The 17,576-nt window shown below is 65.3% G+C and carries 16 protein-coding genes and 1 tRNA gene; 10 read left to right on the forward strand and 7 right to left on the reverse strand.

The window, feature by feature from the left end:
- The first annotated feature begins 67 nt into the window (after positions 1 to 67).
- The 8 genes from TL10_RS08240 (at position 68) to TL10_RS08275 (ending at position 8,166) form a co-directional block, all read left to right on the forward strand.
- On the forward strand, positions 68 to 3,058 hold the full coding sequence (locus TL10_RS08240; protein WP_043392509.1) for a UPF0182 family protein: 2,991 nt from the start codon (positions 68 to 70) through the stop codon (positions 3,056 to 3,058).
- A gap of 154 nt (positions 3,059 to 3,212) precedes the next feature.
- Positions 3,213 to 3,286, forward strand: a tRNA-Met gene (locus TL10_RS08245).
- 152 nt (positions 3,287 to 3,438) lie between these two features.
- A complete protein-coding gene (locus TL10_RS08250; RefSeq protein WP_043985266.1) occupies positions 3,439 to 4,398 on the forward strand; it encodes a DUF4129 domain-containing protein in 960 nt (319 codons plus the stop codon).
- The gene (locus TL10_RS08255; RefSeq protein WP_043985267.1) at positions 4,395 to 4,877 is read left to right on the forward strand and encodes a hypothetical protein; all 483 of its coding nucleotides are present in this window, start codon (positions 4,395 to 4,397) and stop codon (positions 4,875 to 4,877) included. Before TL10_RS08250 ends, TL10_RS08255 begins: the two co-directional genes overlap by 4 nt.
- Positions 4,874 to 5,842 (forward strand): AAA family ATPase, encoded by a 969-nt coding sequence (locus TL10_RS08260; RefSeq protein ID WP_043392515.1) that lies wholly within the window; start codon positions 4,874 to 4,876, stop codon positions 5,840 to 5,842. The genes TL10_RS08255 and TL10_RS08260 overlap by 4 nt, the downstream gene beginning before the upstream one ends.
- Positions 5,839 to 7,095, forward strand: coding sequence for a DUF58 domain-containing protein (locus TL10_RS08265; RefSeq protein ID WP_043985268.1), 1,257 nt, complete (start codon positions 5,839 to 5,841; stop codon positions 7,093 to 7,095). Before TL10_RS08260 ends, TL10_RS08265 begins: the two co-directional genes overlap by 4 nt.
- Positions 7,096 to 7,099: 4 nt before the next feature.
- A complete protein-coding gene (locus tag TL10_RS08270) occupies positions 7,100 to 7,627 on the forward strand; it encodes a hypothetical protein (protein WP_043985269.1) in 528 nt (175 codons plus the stop codon).
- Between the two features lie 311 nt (positions 7,628 to 7,938).
- Positions 7,939 to 8,166, forward strand: coding sequence for a hypothetical protein (locus TL10_RS08275; protein ID WP_043985271.1), 228 nt, complete (start codon positions 7,939 to 7,941; stop codon positions 8,164 to 8,166).
- Here the strand turns inward: TL10_RS08275 and TL10_RS08280 are convergent.
- The 6 genes from TL10_RS08280 to TL10_RS08305 are packed head-to-tail and all read right to left on the reverse strand — an operon-like array spanning position 8,163 to position 14,778.
- Complete coding sequence (locus TL10_RS08280; protein ID WP_043392519.1) at positions 8,163 to 8,915, reverse strand: nuclear transport factor 2 family protein; 753 nt, start codon at positions 8,913 to 8,915, stop codon at positions 8,163 to 8,165. The two genes, TL10_RS08275 and TL10_RS08280, sit on opposite strands and share 4 nt — an antisense overlap.
- Positions 8,916 to 8,950: 35 nt before the next feature.
- Positions 8,951 to 9,835: an SDR family oxidoreductase gene (locus TL10_RS08285; RefSeq protein ID WP_043985272.1), complete on the reverse strand. Its 885-nt coding sequence runs from the start codon at positions 9,833 to 9,835 to the stop codon at positions 8,951 to 8,953.
- Positions 9,835 to 11,298, reverse strand: coding sequence for a flavin-containing monooxygenase (locus tag TL10_RS08290; protein WP_043985273.1), 1,464 nt, complete (start codon positions 11,296 to 11,298; stop codon positions 9,835 to 9,837). Before TL10_RS08290 ends, TL10_RS08285 begins: the two co-directional genes overlap by 1 nt.
- Positions 11,299 to 11,300: 2 nt before the next feature.
- A complete protein-coding gene (locus TL10_RS08295; protein WP_043985335.1) occupies positions 11,301 to 12,755 on the reverse strand; it encodes an aldehyde dehydrogenase family protein in 1,455 nt (484 codons plus the stop codon).
- 56 nt (positions 12,756 to 12,811) lie between these two features.
- Positions 12,812 to 13,885, reverse strand: coding sequence for a PDR/VanB family oxidoreductase (locus TL10_RS08300; protein ID WP_052506344.1), 1,074 nt, complete (start codon positions 13,883 to 13,885; stop codon positions 12,812 to 12,814).
- Positions 13,885 to 14,778 carry a metal-dependent hydrolase gene (locus TL10_RS08305; protein WP_043985274.1) on the reverse strand — a complete coding sequence of 298 codons (894 nt, stop codon included), beginning with the start codon at positions 14,776 to 14,778 and terminating at the stop codon, positions 13,885 to 13,887. The genes TL10_RS08300 and TL10_RS08305 overlap by 1 nt, the downstream gene beginning before the upstream one ends.
- A gap of 96 nt (positions 14,779 to 14,874) precedes the next feature.
- Between TL10_RS08305 and TL10_RS08310 the strand changes: the two genes are divergently transcribed.
- A complete protein-coding gene (locus TL10_RS08310) occupies positions 14,875 to 15,489 on the forward strand; it encodes a TetR/AcrR family transcriptional regulator (protein ID WP_043392526.1) in 615 nt (204 codons plus the stop codon).
- Positions 15,490 to 15,518: 29 nt separating this feature from the next.
- Here TL10_RS08310 and TL10_RS08315 read toward each other — a convergent pair whose 3' ends face one another.
- Positions 15,519 to 16,142: a TetR/AcrR family transcriptional regulator gene (locus tag TL10_RS08315; protein ID WP_043985275.1), complete on the reverse strand. Its 624-nt coding sequence runs from the start codon at positions 16,140 to 16,142 to the stop codon at positions 15,519 to 15,521.
- Positions 16,143 to 16,406: 264 nt separating this feature from the next.
- On the opposite strand from TL10_RS08315, the gene TL10_RS08320 reads away from it, so the two are divergent.
- Complete coding sequence (locus TL10_RS08320) at positions 16,407 to 17,549, forward strand: acyl-CoA dehydrogenase family protein (RefSeq protein WP_043985276.1); 1,143 nt, start codon at positions 16,407 to 16,409, stop codon at positions 17,547 to 17,549.
- Positions 17,550 to 17,576 lie beyond the last annotated feature (27 nt).

Consider the following 17,576-nt stretch of genomic DNA (forward strand, 5'->3'; position numbering starts at 1 on the left):
GTAGAGTCGTGGCACAAGCTGGCCTTACCGATTTTCAAACGGACTTTCAACAGACTGGAGCTGACGAGTGGGGATGCGGCCTGCGGCGAGGATGCCGAAGCTGACGCGACGAAGCCGGATTCTGGTCGGGATCGCGCTGCTGATCGTCGGTTTGTTGATGGTCGGCCCGCGGCTGGTCGACGCCTACGTGGACTGGCTGTGGTTCGGCGAGATCGGTTTCCGTTCGGTGTTCAGCACTGTGCTGGTGACGCGGCTGGTGGTCTTCCTGGTGGCCGGCGTGTTCATCGGCGCCGTGACGTTCGGTGGAATGGCACTGGCGTACCGGTCGCGGCCGGTGTTCGTGCCCGCGTCCGGGCCCAATGATCCGGTCGCCCGTTACCGCGCGACGGTCCTGTCGAGGCTGCGGTTGTTCGCCATCGGTGTTCCCGCCTTCATCGGATTGCTGGCCGGATTCGTGGCGCAGACCTACTGGGTGCGGGTGCAGCTGTTCCTGCACGGTGGCACGTTCGGCATCAACGATCCCGAATTCGGCAAGGATTTGGGCTTCTACGCGTTCGATCTGCCGTTCTACCGACTGGTGCTCGGCTATCTGTTCGTCGGGGTCTTCCTGATGCTGGTCGGGAACCTGTTGGGCCACTACGTGTTCGGCGGTATCCGGTTGTCGGGTCGCCAGGGTGCGCTCAGCCGCGCGGCGCGGATGCAGTTGGTGGCGCTGGTGGGAATCCTGGTGCTGCTCAAGGCCGTTGCCTACTGGTTCGACCGGTACGAGCTGCTCAGCCACACCCGCGCCGGCAAGCCGTTCACCGGTGCCGGCTACACGGACATCAACGCGGTGCTACCGGCGAAGCTCATCCTGCTGGCGATCGCGGTGATCTGCGCCGTGGCGGTGTTCTCGGCGCTCGTGTTGCGGGACTTGCGGATTCCGGCGATCGGTCTGGTGCTGCTGCTCCTGAGCTCGGTGATCATCGGCGCCGGCTGGCCCATGCTGGTCGAGCAGTTCAGCGTCAAGCCCAACGCGGCGGCAAAGGAACGCGACTACATCAGTCGCAGCATCACGGCGACCCGGGATGCGTACGGGTTGACCGGTGATTCGGTGACGTATCGCGACTACAGCGGTAACGCGCCCGCCACTGCCGAGCAGGTCGCCGCTGACCGGGCCACGACGTCGAACATCCGGCTGCTCGACCCGACCATCGTCGGACCGGCCTTCACCCAGTTCCAGCAGGGCAAGAACTTCTACAGCTTCCCGGACCAGCTGTCCATCGACCGTTACAACGGGCCCGACGGCAAGCTGCGTGACTTCGTCGTGGCGGCACGGGAATTGAACCCGGACCGGCTGATCGACAACCAGCGCGACTGGATCAACAAGCACTCCGTCTACACCCACGGCAACGGGTTCATCGCGTCGCCGGCCAACACGGTGCGCGGAATTGCCAACGACCCCAACCAGAACGGCGGTTACCCCGAGTTCCTGGCCAGCGTGGTCGGTGCCAATGGCGCCGCGGTGTCGCCCGGTCCGGCGCCGCTGGATCAGCCCCGGGTGTACTTCGGTCCGGTGATCGCAAGTGCCGCGTCGGATTACGCGATCGTCGGCAAGAACGGCGCTGACCGAGAGTACGACTACGAGACCAACACCGAGACCAAGAACTACACCTACGGCGGGTCCGGCGGTGTCGATATCGGCAACTGGCTGACGCGGTCGGTCTTCGCCGCGAAGTTCGCCGAGCGAAACTTCTTGTTCTCCAACGTGATCGGACCGAACAGCAAGATTCTGTTCAACCGCGACCCGGCCCACCGGGTCGAGGCGGTGGCGCCGTGGCTGACCACCGATTCGACGGTGTACCCGGCGATCGTCAACAAGCGCATGGTCTGGATCGTCGACGGCTACACCACTCTGGACAACTACCCGTACTCGGAGCTGACGTCGCTGTCGAGTGCGACGGCCGACTCCAATGAGGTTGCGGTCAACCGGATGTTGCCCGACAAGCAGGTGTCCTACATCCGCAACTCGGTGAAGGCCACCGTCGACGCCTACGACGGCACCGTCACGCTGTACGAGCAGGACGAGCACGACCCGGTGCTGCAGGCGTGGATGAAGGTCTTCCCGGACACGGTGAAGCCGAAGTCGGCGATCTCCCACGAGCTGGCCGAACATCTGCGCTACCCCGAGGACCTGTTCAAGGTCCAGCGCATGCTGCTGGCCAAGTACCACGTCAACGATCCGGTGACCTTCTTCTCGACGTCGGACTTCTGGGACGTGCCGCTTGACCCGAACCCGACGGCCAGCAGTTTCCAGCCGCCGTACTACATCGTCGCGAAAGACCTTGCGACCGGCGGTGATTCATCGTCATTCCAGCTGACCACGGCGATGAACCGGTTCCGGCGGGACTTCTTGGCTGCGTACATCAGCGCCAGCTCCGACCCGGCCACGTACGGCAAGATCACCGTGCTGACCATTCCGGGCCAGGTGAACGGCCCCAAGCTGGCGTTCAACGCGATCAGCACGGACACCGCGGTCAGTCAGGATCTTGGTGTCATCGGTCGGGACAACCAGAACCGGATCCGCTGGGGCAACCTCCTGACGCTGCCCGTGGGGCAGGGTGGGTTGCTTTATGTCGCACCGGTTTACGCCTCGCCGGGGGCCAGTGATGCGGCGTCGTCGTACCCACGGTTGATCCGGGTGGCGATGCTGTACAACGACAAGATCGGTTACGGCCCGACGGTGCGGGACGCCCTCAACGGCATCTTCGGGCCCGGTGCGGGTGCGACGGCCACCGGTCCCGCCCCGACTGACGTGCCGGCCGGTACGCCGCCTGCTGTGGCCGTGCCTGGTGCCGTCCAGCCGCCCGCTATGGGACCGCAGCCGCCGGCGCCGGCAGCGGTGCTGCCGCCGGGTGTTTCGGTGACGCTGTCGCCCGCGAAAGCCGCTGCCCTGCAAGATGTCAATGCGGCGCTCGACGGCATGCGTGCGGCCCAGCAGAGCGGCAATTTCGCCCAGTTCGGCGCGGCGCTGCAGAAGCTGGACGACGCCATGGCGAAGTACCGCGAGGCGAAGTAGTCGAGTCACCGCGCGAAAGTCACAAAACTGCCCAATTCCTTCGGGAGTTGGGCAGTTTTGGATCTACCGGTCATCCGGCATGCGGTCCCAAAAACCCTGTCTGACCATACGATTTGGTTCATTCGGCAGCGTTGGGTAACGTTGTATTCACCAACGCGGGGTGGAGCAGCTCGGTAGCTCGCTGGGCTCATAACCCAGAGGTCGCAGGTTCGAATCCTGTCCCCGCTACTAGCGAGAAGGCCCCCGGAGAACTCTCCGGGGGCCTTCTTCAATTCTGCCGGCGCGCTGGCTACGGTGGCGCCTGCCTCCGACGTATTGGCCCCGGGATCCGCCGTTGCGTGTCACCATGGAGGCAAGGCCAACAACCGAGCGGTGTACCGATGAGCGGTATCGACAAAGCGTTGGGGCGCGTGGTCGCGGTCCTCGTACTGCTGTTCGTTGTCGCCATCGCGCTGCGCGGATATCTGCCGGGTGTTGGGCACCCACACCCAGACGAGCCGACGCACAGCGCCGCGAGTGTGGTTGGCGTGGACACGCTGCTCATCGTCTCGGTCGTCATTGTCGGGATCGGCGTCATCTCGTCGCTACGGCGCCCACGGCTGGCCAGGGCGTCGGCCCCCTTCGCGCTGCCAGGCTCGTTCGAAGGCAAGCTCGGGTGGAAGCCGGTGCGCCGGGTACTGCTGATCGGGCTCGGCGCCCTCCTGGTGTGGCTGGCGCTCGTCGTCCTGCTGTCCCACCTGCAGCTGCTGCAGCTGCCGGACCTCCCGATCTCGGAAGGCCCGCCGAGCAAGGCGCCGGGCGGCGCACCGCCCACCGCAGTGCCGCCACCGGCTCCGATGCCGGTGCCGCCTCCGCAACCCGAGCACAGTGTCTTCGGCTACCTGCTCGCCACCACGGTGGTGATGCTGCTGCTCTGGGGTGCGGCCGTCATCGTCCGCAGAAGACGGCAAACCAACGAACCTGAGCTGCTGATCGATCACGCCTACGAACCGCCTTTCGTCGCATCCACACCGGAATCGCTCACGCGCGCGGCGGAATTCGGCCTTGCCGAGATCGGCGATCGCAGCCGAGGGCCGCGTGAGTCGATCATCGCCTGCTATGCGGCGATGGAGCGCGCCCTCGCGGACGCCCCCGGCGCCGAACCACAGGATTCCGATACGCCCTCCGAAGTGCTGGCCCGTGCTGTCGAACACCACGCATTGCATGCCGGCAGCGCAACCGAACTCGTGGCATTGTTCGCCGAGGCACGTTTCAGCCCGCATGTCATGTCCGAACGGCATCGCGACATCGCTGCGGAGGCGCTTCGTCGGGTGCTGGCCGAGTTGCGGAGCCTGACATGAAGCGGCTTGCGATCGTAGGGATTTCACTGGCGGTGGGAGCGGAGCTGATCACGCTGCTGCTCGGCGATCGCCGAGTCGTGGGGTGGGTTTCAGCCATTGCCGCGGCGCTCGTATTGCTGGCCGTCCGCCGCCGCCTGGCCGACCGTGGAGCGGCGCCGGCTGAACCCGTCGCGAACGACGCGGAGGAATCGTTGCGGGACTGGATGGTTCGCACCCACACGCTGATCCAGTGGTCGGAATCCACGCGCGGGGACTGGGACCACCACTTGCGGCCCACCCTGGCCCGCGAATTCTTCATGGCCACCGGCGCACAGCAGGCCAAGGACCCGGCCGCGATGCAAGCCACCGGCCGGATGGTCTTCGGGGATCATTTGTGGCCGTGGGTGGATCCGCAGAACGTCCTCCGTTCTTCTCGTGGGGAGCCGGGCCCTGGCCGGGCCACGCTCGACGAAATCCTGCACCGATTGGAGCGGCTATGACGATGCCGGCCGAGTTGACGACGGCCCATGCCGAGGCGGTGCTCGACGAGATCGAACGAGTGGTGGTGGGGAAGCGCGCGGCGCTCACCCTCATCTTGACCTCAGTGCTGGCGGGTGGCCACGTGCTCATCGAGGATCTCCCCGGACTCGGAAAGACGTTGATCGCGAAGTCTTTTGCCCGGGCGCTGGGACTGAGCTTCACTCGCGTGCAATTCACCCCGGACCTGCTGCCCGCCGATCTGCTCGGCTCTACCATCTACGACATGCAGTCCGGCCGGTTCGAGTTCCGTCGCGGGCCGATCTTCACCAACCTGCTGCTGGGCGACGAGATCAACCGCACGCCGCCGAAGACTCAGGCTGCGCTGCTGGAGGCGATGGCGGAAAGCCAGGTGAGCATCGACGGCGAAACCCACCTTCTGCCAACACCCTTCATCGTTCTCGCCACGGACAATCCCATCGAATACGAGGGCACGTACCCGCTACCGGAGGCGCAGCTCGACCGGTTCGCGGTCAGGATCGAACTGAAATACCTGTCGGGTGCGGACGAAACGGTGATGCTGCGCCGGCGTCTGGAACGCGGGTCGGCCCAACCGATAGTGAAACAGATCGTCGACGCGCACGACCTGCTCGCCATGCGTGAGTCGGTCGAGCAGGTGACGGTGCATGACGACGTCCTGCACTACGTGGTGTCGCTGGCGGCCGCCAGCCGCAATCACCCTCAGGTGGTCGTGGGCGCCAGCCCGCGGGCCGAACTCGACCTCGTTCAACTCGCGCGTGCACGTGCCCTGCTGTTCGGCCGGGACTACGTGATTCCCGAAGACGTCAAATCTCTCGCCATTCCGGTGATTTCGCACCGGATCAGCTTGAAACCCGAGATGTGGGTGCGCAGTGTCCACGGCAGCGACATCGTGGAGCAGTTGTTGCAGCGCCTGCCCGTGCCGCGGACTCGTGGCGGGCCGGCGTGACGAACGCGACCGAGCCGCGCGAGGTCGAATTGCGTTGGCGTGCCTCACCGCTGACATTGGCCATCGCGACATGCGCGGGTGTGGCCCTCGCCGCGGCGGTACTCGGCCCCCGCTGGCAGCTGATCGCCTTCGCGGCGCCGCTGCTGGGCGTGCTGTGCTCGATCAGTTGGCAGCGTCCGGCCGCCAAGGTGCTTGTCCAGGGGCAGCCGGCCCTGACGCGATGCTTCGAGGACGACGAGACGCAGCTGTCGGTGTCGGTGACGACGGCAGCGCCGAGCGTCGCGTCCGAGGTCACGGTGTCGGTCGAATCCGGAATGGATATCGAGGTTCTCGAGGGCAGTTCCGCGCAGCTGAAGAAGGTTGCGGTGTCGGCCGCACGATGGGGCCGGTACCCGATCCGGGCCACGGTCGACGTCGTAGCCGGCGGTGGGCTGTTGGCAGGGACAGGCACCGTGGATGTCGGCGAGGTCTTTGCCTTTCCCATTGCCCCGCCGCAATCGACGCCGATACCGCGTATCGAATTGCCTGACCGGCTCGGCACCCATCTCACGCGGCACGTCGGTCCGGGCGTCGAGTACGCCGACGTCCGCGCCTACCTTCCCGGCGACCAGCTGCGCACCATCAACTGGCCGGTCAGTGCTCGCCGGGGCCGGCTGCATGTCACCGAACGGCTGACCCACCGTGCCGCCGATGTGGTCGTTCTCATCGACACCAGCATGCAGCCCCCCGGCCCGGCGAGTGCCGCGATGGAGCGGGTCGTGCTCGGCGCCGCCCAGGTGGTGCAGAGCGCCCTGCGAAACGGTGACCGCGCCGGCATTGTCGCGCTCGGCAGCCCGCGCCCGCGCTGGATCGCCGCCGACATCGGCCAGCGCCAGTTCTATCGGGTGCTCGACGCCGCGTTGTCCGTGGGACGTGAATATGAAACCACGACAGGCACATTGGCGCCGCGCGCGGCCGTGCCGTCAGGCGCGATCGTGTTCGCCTTCTCGACCTTGCTGGATACCCCGTTCACGCTGGCGCTGACGGAGTTGCGTGGACGCAGGCACACCGTGGTGGCCGTCGACGTTCTCGAAGGGCCGCCCTTCGACGCCGAGCAGGACTCGACCCTGGCCCGCATGTGGGCCTTGCAGCGGCACGCGATGTATCGCGACATGGGGATCGTCGGAGTGGACGTGGTGCCGTGGCCGTCGGTTGTCACGCTGGATCAGGCGCTGCGGCTGATGCCGGTTCGTCGACGGACAACGAGACGGTGATGCGATGACGACTACCGCGCAGGCCGGGTGGAGCCAGCCGGGTGCCCGGATCGTTTCGACCGGGTTCGGCGTCCTGATGGTCGCTGCGGCAGCTGTCGGGACACACGGCCCGGCGGCGGTAGTTTCGATGGCGGCGCTGGCGGCCGTGGGAGCCGGACTGCTGTTTCGGGTGGCTGCCACGGCCGCCGTGCTGCTCACCGTGGTGGCGTTGGCCCTGTCCGACGCAGCTCCGGTGGTCGCGGCGCTGTCGGGACTTTCGGCGGCCACCTACCTGCTGATGCGGCATGCCGCCGGAACCAATGTGGTCACCATGACCCTGCCGACGGTGGTCTCAATGATCGGCTTCACGCTGGCTGGGTTGGCGGCCCTAGAAGTGAACATCGATATCCCGTGGTTACCTCTGCTGGCGCCGCCGGCGGCGATCGCCATCTACGTGCTGGTATTGGTTCCGTACGCCAAGGTCAATGCTCATACCGCGATTGCTGACGCCACCGAGTCTGCGTCGATTGCAGGTGTCGGCAGCCTTCCGTGAATTAAAGTCGATCCACCCGGGCGTAGGGTGAGGAGATCGGCGGTATTTCGCATACGGCTGTTCGAAGCCGTTTCGTCGCCGAGTTGAAGAATCTGGCCGATTCGCGGTCAAGATCGGAGCGTCGCAATGACGCCACCACCCTCCCGCAGTGATGTCGGGCGCACCAAATCGGTACCGCATCACGTCCGATGCGGTTATGGCAGACGATAATCCGACGTTCCGGGGCGCCAAACCTGATCAGCCGCAAGCTAATTCACTCGCAGTCGGCATGATCTGCGAGAACTACATCTTTTATAGATTGGATTTCAACCATGACCGTACGCGTAACATGCGACGGCGGGGCAATTGACGAGTTTTCCCGCTTCGCCGACCGCTACATCAAACACGACGATGGATCGCTGGAGATCGTTCGACTCGGCGCTCCGAAGACCACGAGCTATGACGCGGGGTGTTGGACCGAGGTGACCGGAGATGAGCACCAGACGCGGCGGGCCCGCTTCCTGCACTGGTTCAGCAGAACATCCGTCGCCGGAGCTTAGCGACCGAGTATCGGAACGCTGCGGCGTAGCTTCTGGACGATGGCCGGCACCCGTGATGCCTGCATGAGTGTCTTGAACTGCCAACTGTCGTCGGCGGGTACCACGCCGGCTGACTGCAGCGCGTCGAGGAGATCGAACAGCGTCTCGCCCTCGTACATCAGCCCATCGGAGTTGAAGTGATAGCGGTCGACGGCGGTGCACTGAACAAAGGTTCCGATGCCGTGGACCGTCGGCGCGGTGTCGTCGTACGGATAGAACCGCAGCGACCCGTCGAAGTGCCCACTTCCGATGTACCGGATGACGATTCGGGTCTCGCCTTCGGGCGTGATATCGATGTAGACCTGGCCCGGCAGCGGGTCGTAGCGCCAATCGGGTATGGCATCGAAGAATGCGAAGTTGTACTTCACGAACTCGTCCAGCCCCACGAGCGTCCGGCCGAAGGTGGTGGGGTCCTTGTAGCGGAGGTCCTGGGTGTACAGCTCGTCGTTGAGCGACATGTCCCGCATCAGCCAGCTCCACCAGTACTTCTTGGCCCATTCGATCAGCCAGGCGACGTCGATCCCGAAGTTCTTGTAGTGCGCGACCTTTCGCTCGAAGTCGTCGAACCACCGCTGGGTCATGGCCGTCAGTTCGTCCTCGCCCAGGACGGGTACTTTGCCGCCTGATCGGTTGCCGGCCAGGAACTCGGGCAGCGGCTGCCGCAGCCGTGGTTTGGCGAGAGCTTCCTGAAACAGTTCTTCATTGAACATGCGCAACGCTCCTCGGTTCGGTTGTCGGATGGTCGTCAGATTTGGCCGGCCCGCTCCTCGACCGCACGGATCAGCGCCTGCACCTTCGCATTTCCCGCGAGCCAGCTGTCGAGCCCCACGTTGATCGCGCCGCGCAGCAACGCATACGGCTCCCAGCCGCTGGGCGCGATGGTGCGGGCAGCCCGGCGCCCGATCCCGTCGGCGATCACCTTCGCGGCCTGTGCTGCGGTGATGCGCACGTTCAGGGGCCATGGCAACAGGCTGCCGAGTTCGACACCCAGATCGTCTTTGTCGAGCATGTCGTGCGTCATCGCGGTCTCGACGACCCCGAAGTAGGCGATGCCGGCGCTCGCACCGACCGCGGCGAGTTCGACCCGCAGGGCGCGTCCGAGCTGTTCGACTGCGGCTTTGCTCATCATGTATGTCGCGCCGCCCATGCCCGGTGCGAATGCCGCGCACGAGGAGACGACGACGACGTGTCCTTTGGCCGCGATCACGTGGTCGAGTGCCGGGCGCAGCGTGTTGAACACTCCGGTGAGGTTGATGTCCATGACGCGGTCGAAATCATGAGCGTCCATGGTGCGCAATGTCGCCGGCTCGGGCGTCACGCCGGCGTTGGCGACGACGACGTCGAGGCGGCCGAAGTGTTCGACGACTCGCGTGGCGACCTTTTCCATGAGCTCGCGGTCGCGGACATCGGCCCCGAGCCCCAGTGCAGAGGGCCCGAGCTGGCGGGCGGCGGCCTCCGCGCTGCTCTCGTCGACATCGACGATGGCAACCCCCGCACCGCGGCGGTACAACAGCTTCGCGAGTTCCCAGCCGATGCCCTGACCCGCGCCGGTGATCAACACGGTCTTGCCTCTGACGTCGTAGGTCGTCCCCGATACCCAGCTGAGCGGGTTGATCTGACCGATATCCATTACGCTGTCACCTCGTACGCGTCCACGTCGAATTTGCTTGTCCGGCTGCGGTATTCGAAGCTCCAGTTGGGGTAGAGCCCCGAGTTGTGGCCATCTGGGGTGGTGTAGTAGCTCTGGCAGCCGCCGGTCAGCCACACCGTCGAGGTGCTGCGGCGTTCCATCTCGTCGAGGAAGGCGTCCTGTGCCTCCTGACGTACTTCGACGCGGTGTGCGCCCGCCCTGCGCATCGTCGTCAGCGCATCCACGATGTAGGTGATCTGTGACTCGATCATGAAGATCGCCGACTGGTTACCCGCCGCACCGAACGGGCCGAGGGTGCAGAAGAAGTTCGGGAAACCGGCAACGGTGGCGCCCAGATAGGTCTGGCGCTGTTTGCGTTGCAGGTCGCCGATCGAGACGCCCCCGGGGCCGATGATGCGGTCATATGCCGCGGGGATCGGTTCGAAACCGGTGCCGTAGATGATGGTGTCCACCGGGATCTCGACGCCGGCGCGGGTCACGATCGAGTGCGGTCGAACCTCGGCGATGCCGTCGGTGACGACCTCGACGTTGTCCTTGGCCAGGGCGGGCAGGTACGCATCGGCGAAGATCGCGCGCTTACAGCCCAGCATGTAGTCCGGTGTCAGCTTCTTGCGCAGCTCCGGGTCGGAGACCTGCCGCAACAACTGGAATCGGCCGAGCGCCTCGTAGGGGTAGCGGAACCTGGTGTCGACAAACCCGACGAGCCCGAGCGCCTCGATCACCGAGTACCAGGCTCCGCGAATCACCTTGCCCGTCAACGGGAGATTGCGCAGCAGGGCGCGTTCCAAGCCTGCTGTGGTTCGGTCCATGCGCGGGACGATCCAGGGAGCCGAGCGCTGGAACACGGTGAGTGCGGCGACGTTCGGCTGGATCTCCGGTACGAACTGTACGGCCGAGGCGCCGGTGCCGATCACGGCAACCCGCTCGCCGGTCAGGTCGTGCTCGTGGTCCCAGTGCAGTGAATGAAAGGCCTTGCCCGCGAACGTATCCAGTCCCGGCAGCGACGGGTATTTGGCCTCGGCGAACGCGCCCGTGGCGGAGACCAGGAAATCCGCGGTGAGCGCGCCGGCACCGGTGTCGATGTGCCACAGCGAGTCCGCGTCGTCCCAACGCGCGCCGAGCAATTCCGCGCCGAAGCGAATATGGCGCACCACATCGTGTTTCGTCGCGACGGATCGGATGTACTCGAGGATCTCTTTCTGCTGGCCGTACGTGCGTGACCAGTTCGGGTTGGGTGCGAACGAATAGCTGTAGAGGTGTGAGGGCACGTCGCAGGCGCAGCCGGGGTAGGTGTTCGCCTGCCAGGTGCCACCGAGATCAGTCGCGCGTTCCAGGATGACCAGATCGTCGAATCCCGCTTCGCGCAGCTTGATCGCGAGCCCGATGCCGCCGAAGCCTGCGCCGACGATGGCGATGTGTCTGTGTTCGGCTTGTGCTGCCATGGCTATCGGCTCCTTCCGTGCAGCACGGAAACCAGTCGGTCGACAACGGCGTCGATCGTGGTGCTGCGAGCGAATGTGGTCAGTGCCAGAGGCGAGGGGAAGCGCTGCTGCGTCGTCGCTTTGGCGTAGGTGAATTCTTTGAGGCCGTCGGGGCCGTGCACGCGGCCGAAGCCGGATCCGCCGACGCCGCCGAGCGGCAGGGTCGGGATCGTGGCGTGGGCGACGAACGCGTTGATCGAGGTTCCGCCAGCGCGGATCCGGTCCGCGATCTGGTGCCCGTTGCGGCGGGAGAACACGGTGCCGCCCAGCCCGTAGGGCCCGGAGTTGACGTGTTTGATCGCCTCGTCCATGTTGGCGACCTTGGCGACGGTCAGCGTGGGCCCGAAGGTTTCCTCAGTGACAGCGAGGGCGTCCTCGGGCACGTCGACCAGGATGGTGGGCTGTATGAACTGACCGTCGATCGCGTCGATTCCGCCGAGCAGTGCCGTCGCGCCACGCGCTATCGCATCCTCGATGTGGCGCCGGATCACGTCGATCTGCTTGGGCATGGTGATCGGGCCGATCTTGGCGTCGCCGCCGGCCCGAAGCCCCCCGGCCAGCCGGACGAGTTTGTCCACGAACTCCGCATAGACGGCTTCGTGGACGTAGACGCGCTCGACGCCGAGGCACGTTTGACCCGCGTTGGACATCCCGCCCCACACCGCGGCATCCGCTGCGGCGTCGAGGTCAGCGTCGGCGTCGACGATCAGGGCGTCCTTGCCGCCGCATTCCATCAGCACCGGGGTCAGCCGTTCCGCGCATGCCGCCATGACCCGTTTGCCGGTGTCGGTGGAACCGGTGAAGCCGATCTTGCCGACGTTGCTGCGACAGAGCGCTGCGCCCGTCTCGCCGAGCCCTGTCACCACCTGCAGTACCGATTGTTGGGGCGACACTCTCGCGAATGCGGCGGCCAGCCACAGTCCGACCCCTGGAGAGTATTCGCTCGGCTTGAACACCGCAGTGTTGCCGGCGGCGAGCGCGAACGCGACCGAACTGAGCGGGGTGAACACCGGGTAGTTCCACGGACCGATGACGCCGACAACGCCGAACGGGCGGTGCTCCACCCATGCCGCCTGGTTGATCGTCAGCAGGCTGGAGGGCACCGGCCTGCGGCCGAGCACTTTCTCCGCGTTGCGGGCCGCCCACTTGAGGTGTTCGAGCGCCATTGCGATCTCGAGCTTGGCGTCCGAGATCGGCTTGCCCATTTCGTCGTGCATGACCTGGGCCAGGTCGGCCCGGCCCCGGGTGATCTCGGCGCGCCATGCGTCGAGGTACTTGGCCCGTTCCGCGAATCCCAGTGCGCCCCACCAGTCGGCGGCCCGGTGCGCACGGCGTACGGCAGCGTCCACGTCTGCGATGGTGTGCACCGGATACGTGCCCACCGTCGTTCCGGTCGCCGGATTGCGGACGTCGAACATCGAAACCTTTTGTCTGGTGCGGGCATTCGTCAGCGTGGCCACTGTTGGTCCTTAGGTCAGAGGTCGAGTACGAGGGAGTCGCCGGACGCGCGCGAGACGCAGCTCAGCATGTAGGCATCCCGTTCGGTGTCGGGCAACGTCCGGTCGCGGTGGTCCACTTGACCCGCAAGGACTTTCACCTTGCACGTGCCGCAGAACCCTTGCTGGCAGGAGTAGGCGGCACCGGGTAGCTCGCGCCGGATGGCGGCCAGTGCCGTCTCCTCGGCGCCGACTCGGACGGTCGCGCCGGTGCGGGCCAGCGTGATGTCGAACTCCCTACCGTCGATGACCGGCCGCGCCGAGAACCGCTCGGTGTGTAGGGATCCGGTCGGGTTGGCGGTGAATGCGGTGCGCTGCGCGGCATCGAGCACCGGCGGCGGGCCGCACACGTACATCGCGGAACCGGCTTCGGCTCTGCCGATCAGCACGCTGATATCGGGAGCGCCGAACTCGTCGTCTGGCCTGATATCGAGTTCACCGCCGGTCAGGGCCTGCAGCTCGTCCAGAAACGGCATCGTCGTCCGTGATCGGCCGAGATAGACCATCTTCCACGGCACGCCCGCAGCGTCGGCCGCCTTGACCATCGGCAGGATGGGCGTGATGCCGATGCCGCCTGCGACGAAGAAGTAGGACGGGGCCTCGACAAAGGTGAACGCGTTGCGGGGGCCGCGCACCCGAATCACGTCGCCCACCGAAAGCGCGCCGTGCACCTCGAGTGATCCGCCGCCGCCATCGGGAAGGCGGCGCACGGCGATCCGGTACCGGGAGCGATCGTTCGGGTTGCCGCACAGCGAGTACTGCCGCTGCTTGCCCGAAGGCAGGAACACGTCCAGATGTGCGCCAGGCGTCCACGCCGGCAGTTGCGCGTCGTCGGCCGATCGCAGTGTCAGGCTCACCACGTCCTGTGCCTCGACCTGCACCGCCTCGATTCGGACGTCGAGCTCGAATCCATTGCGCTGTAAGGGGTTCGGGCGAGAGAACAGGGGAGCGGTCGGGCCGACGAACACCTGCTTGTACACATCCATCACGGCACCGAACATGCGCAAGGGCGCGGGCGGCGTGAATTCCTCGGTCACCGTGGGGCTTTCCATCAGTGACCGGTCGCACGCGCGGCCGGCGAATGCGCGAGGTAGCGCAGTGCCGAGTCCATCGGGCCGAGTTGCGACGGGTGAAAACCCGGCCGCAGGTAGCGCGGGAGCTCGGTGAAGAAGGTTGCGAAGTTGGGCACGATCCCGCGCACCGTCGCGCTCACGAACTGCACCGGCCACATGCGGCCCTTGTCCGGCTCAGGGTCCTTCGCGTACAGGTACACCGACGACAGCAAGAACGTGGTCAGCAGGGTGGCGCTCGCGACAACGGCAGTCCGTGCTTTACGTGCGTAACTGCCATCGACATACATGTAGGCGTCGTAGACCACGCTGCGATGCTCGACCTCTTCGGCGCCGTGCCACTTGACCAGATCCAGCATCGTCGGGTCCATGCCGAGCTCTGCCAACTTGTCGTTCTCCAGCATCCACTCGCCGATGACGGCGGTGTAGTGCTCCATCCCGGCGAACAAGCCGAGCCGCTCCTTGAGCCATTCCTCCTTGGCGCGCCCGGACAGCCCGTGATCGCCGAGGATCCGATCGACGAACCACGAGAAAGTCCGCACCATCGAGTCGACGTCAAGGCCTATCGACTGCAGATGCTCGCGAGCGCCGGCATGGCTGCTGGCGTGCATCGACTCCTGTCCGACGAAACCGGCTACTTCTTCACGCAGCCGCTCGTCGTCGATGTAGGGCATCGCCTCGGCCAAACACTTGGCCATCGCGCGCTCGCCCTCGGGGAGCACCAAGTGCATGACGTTGACGATGTGGGTGGCAAAAACCTCATTGGGGATGTAGTGCATCGGCACCGAGCCGAAGTCGAAGTGGACGTCGCGCGCGTTGATCGCGTGCTCTTCCGTGCGGTAGCGGCGCCTCGTCGCGCCGGCCGATTCAGCCATGATCGAACTGTACGATGCAACAAGATTGATTGCAATGTTGCAGCTACAAATTTCTTCGATATGTTGCACCGGTCTGGTTCTTGCTACCGTTGCGGCATGACCTCGGCACTCGTCACCTCGACAGATGCGCCGGAGACCGACGACTCTGTACGGGCCCGCATCCTCGATGCCGCGCTCGTGCAGTTCGAGAAGGTCGGTGTCAAGAAGACGACCATCGAGGACATTGCCCGGCAGGCCGGGGTCGACCGCGTCACCGTGTACCGCCGCGTCGGTTCACGCGACGACGTGGTCGCGGCGGTGTATGACCGGGAGGTCGCGCGCGTCCTCGCCGAGCTGGCCGTAATCCCCGCGCGTCACGACAACCTGGCCGACCTGGTGGCCGACATCTTCGTCACGGTCATCACGCGGTGGCGCAACCACCCCCTCGCCACGCGAATGCTGACGCTGGAGCCCGAGCGAGTCCTGCCGCGACTGACCACGGACGGTGCGCCGACTTTCGCCATGGCGATCGCGGTGACCGAAGCGGTGTTCGCGCAAGCGATCCGCGACGGACTGCTACCCGAGACACCGGACATCCAGGCACGCGCCGAGATCGTCTGCCGGATCGTCCATTCGTCGATCTTGACCCGCACCGGCCTGATCCCGCTGGAAACCGACGAAGAACTCAGCGCATTTGCGCGCACCTACCTGATGCCGATCATCAACCCCTGACGCCCGTGTCGCGGTCGGCAAGAACATCATCAGTTGCCGATGATCGACCACATCACTTCAGTGCAGTAGTTGACGAGCTGGTCCTGCGAGATACTCAGCTGGCCCGACAGCCAGTCGAGAAACAGCTTCACCAATGCACCCGAGAGCGCACTGATCTGCAGCGCGCGGCGGTTGTCGTCAACCGCCGTTCCGCGCTCGGATTCATCGGTCAGTGCGGTGGCGACGAGGGAGACGAACCGCGGCACGGTCTGGGCACCGTGCTCACGCAGTGCGTCATTGGCCACGGTTTCGCGGAACAGGATGCGCCCGCGCCGAGGGTCTTCGGTGATGAAGGCGAGTGCCGCTCCGAAGGCCACCCGTGCCCGAGCTTGTGGATCGGCGGGGGCTGTCATCACCTCTTCGAGAACCCTCGCGGTCAGGGCATCCGCAACGCGGTCGTACGCCTCGACCAGCAACGCGTCCACGTCACGGAAGCTCTCGTAGAAGTAGCGCAGCCCCACGCCGGCATCACGACATACGCCCCGCACCGTCGTCTCCGGTGCACCGAGGGTGCCCAGCAACTCCGTCCCCGCCGCGAGTAGCCGTTCACGTCGTTCGGCGGCGCGGGCGGCAGATGACTGGCCGCGCCACAAGTCCTCGGTCGGTGAGCTCACCGGCCGATTTTCGCAGTCACCATGACGGGACGTGAACGACGGTCTGGTCGCCTGGCTTGACATCAGTCAATTCTATAGGAAACATACGCTTCCTATAGAAGGCGGTTGCGCGCCGATGGACGGCCAAGTGCGTGGAGCCGAGTAATTCGACCGTGGCTCATGCGGATTGGGCAGCCGATGAAGTGTCCGCCGTGATCGACCACCTGCTCACCCCGGATGCCACGGCGCGCGAGTTGGTCGACGACCTGGAAAGAAAGAGATGAAATGAGCCTGCAACTCACCGAAGAGCAGCACGACCTGGTGCGGACTGTGCGGGATTTTTGCCAGAAGCACTGCGACACCCGCGAGCAGCGGCTGGCGCTCACCGAGGGCGGAAAAGAGCTGCACAGCAATAAGATCGCCAGCGACATGGCTGCGCTGGGCTGGCTGGGACTCTCGATCCCCGAGGAGTACGGCGGTTCCGGCGGCAGCCTTTTCGACGCGTGTCTGTTCGTGGAGGCAATGTCGCGGGGCCGGGCGCCGTTGTCGAGTTATCCGGTGACGCTGATTGTGTCGCACACGTACCTGAAATTCGCGAGCGAATCCCTCAAGCGAGAGGTGCTCGGTGGGGTGACGGCTGGGGCGGTCACCTCGATCGCGATGAGTGAACCGGGATCGGGCTCGGACGTGGCGTCGCTGACCTGCCGCGCCGACAAGGTCGACGGTGGCTACGTGCTCAATGGACAGAAGACGTGGTGCTCCAACGTGCACCTCGCCGATTACGTAGTTGTGGTTGCGCGCACCTCGCACAGTGGCGCCAAACACGAAGGCATCTCGATGTTCTCGGTGCCGACGGGCAGCCCGGGCATGGAGATCCGGCAGATCGAGACGATGGGTGGCCGGGAGGTCAACGACATCTACCTCACCGACTGCTTCGTGCCCGAAGACCGGCTGGTCGGTGTTGAGGGTCAGGGTTGGGGCCAGTTGGTCGCCGGACTCAACATCGAGCGGATCATCATCGGCGCGATGTTCCTGGGTCTGGCCCAGCGCGCCTTCGATGACACCCTGGCCTACGTCAAACAACGCACCCAGTTCGGTAAACCGGTCGGGTCGTTTCAGGCGTTGTCGCACCGATTGGCTGATTTGGCAATGGAATTGGAAGCGGCACGGCTATTCGTCTATGACGTAGCGCAACGTGTTGACGAACATCCCGACAGGCTGCTGCCGCGTGAAGCGTCCATGGTCAAGTTGAAGACCACCGAGCTGGCCAAGCATGCTGCACTGGAGGGTGTTCAGATGATGGGCGGCTACGGCTACGCCTCCGAATACGGCATGGAGGAGATGTTGCGCGCCACCGTCGTGGGCACGATCGTGGGCGGCACCAGCGAGATTCAGCGCGACATCATTGCCAAAACACTTGGGCTCTGACCATGTGTAGGCCACAACATCGCATGC

The sequence above is a fragment of the Mycolicibacterium llatzerense genome (genome assembly GCF_000878195.1).
GTDB classification, from domain to species: Bacteria; Actinomycetota; Actinomycetes; order Mycobacteriales; family Mycobacteriaceae; genus Mycobacterium; species Mycobacterium llatzerense.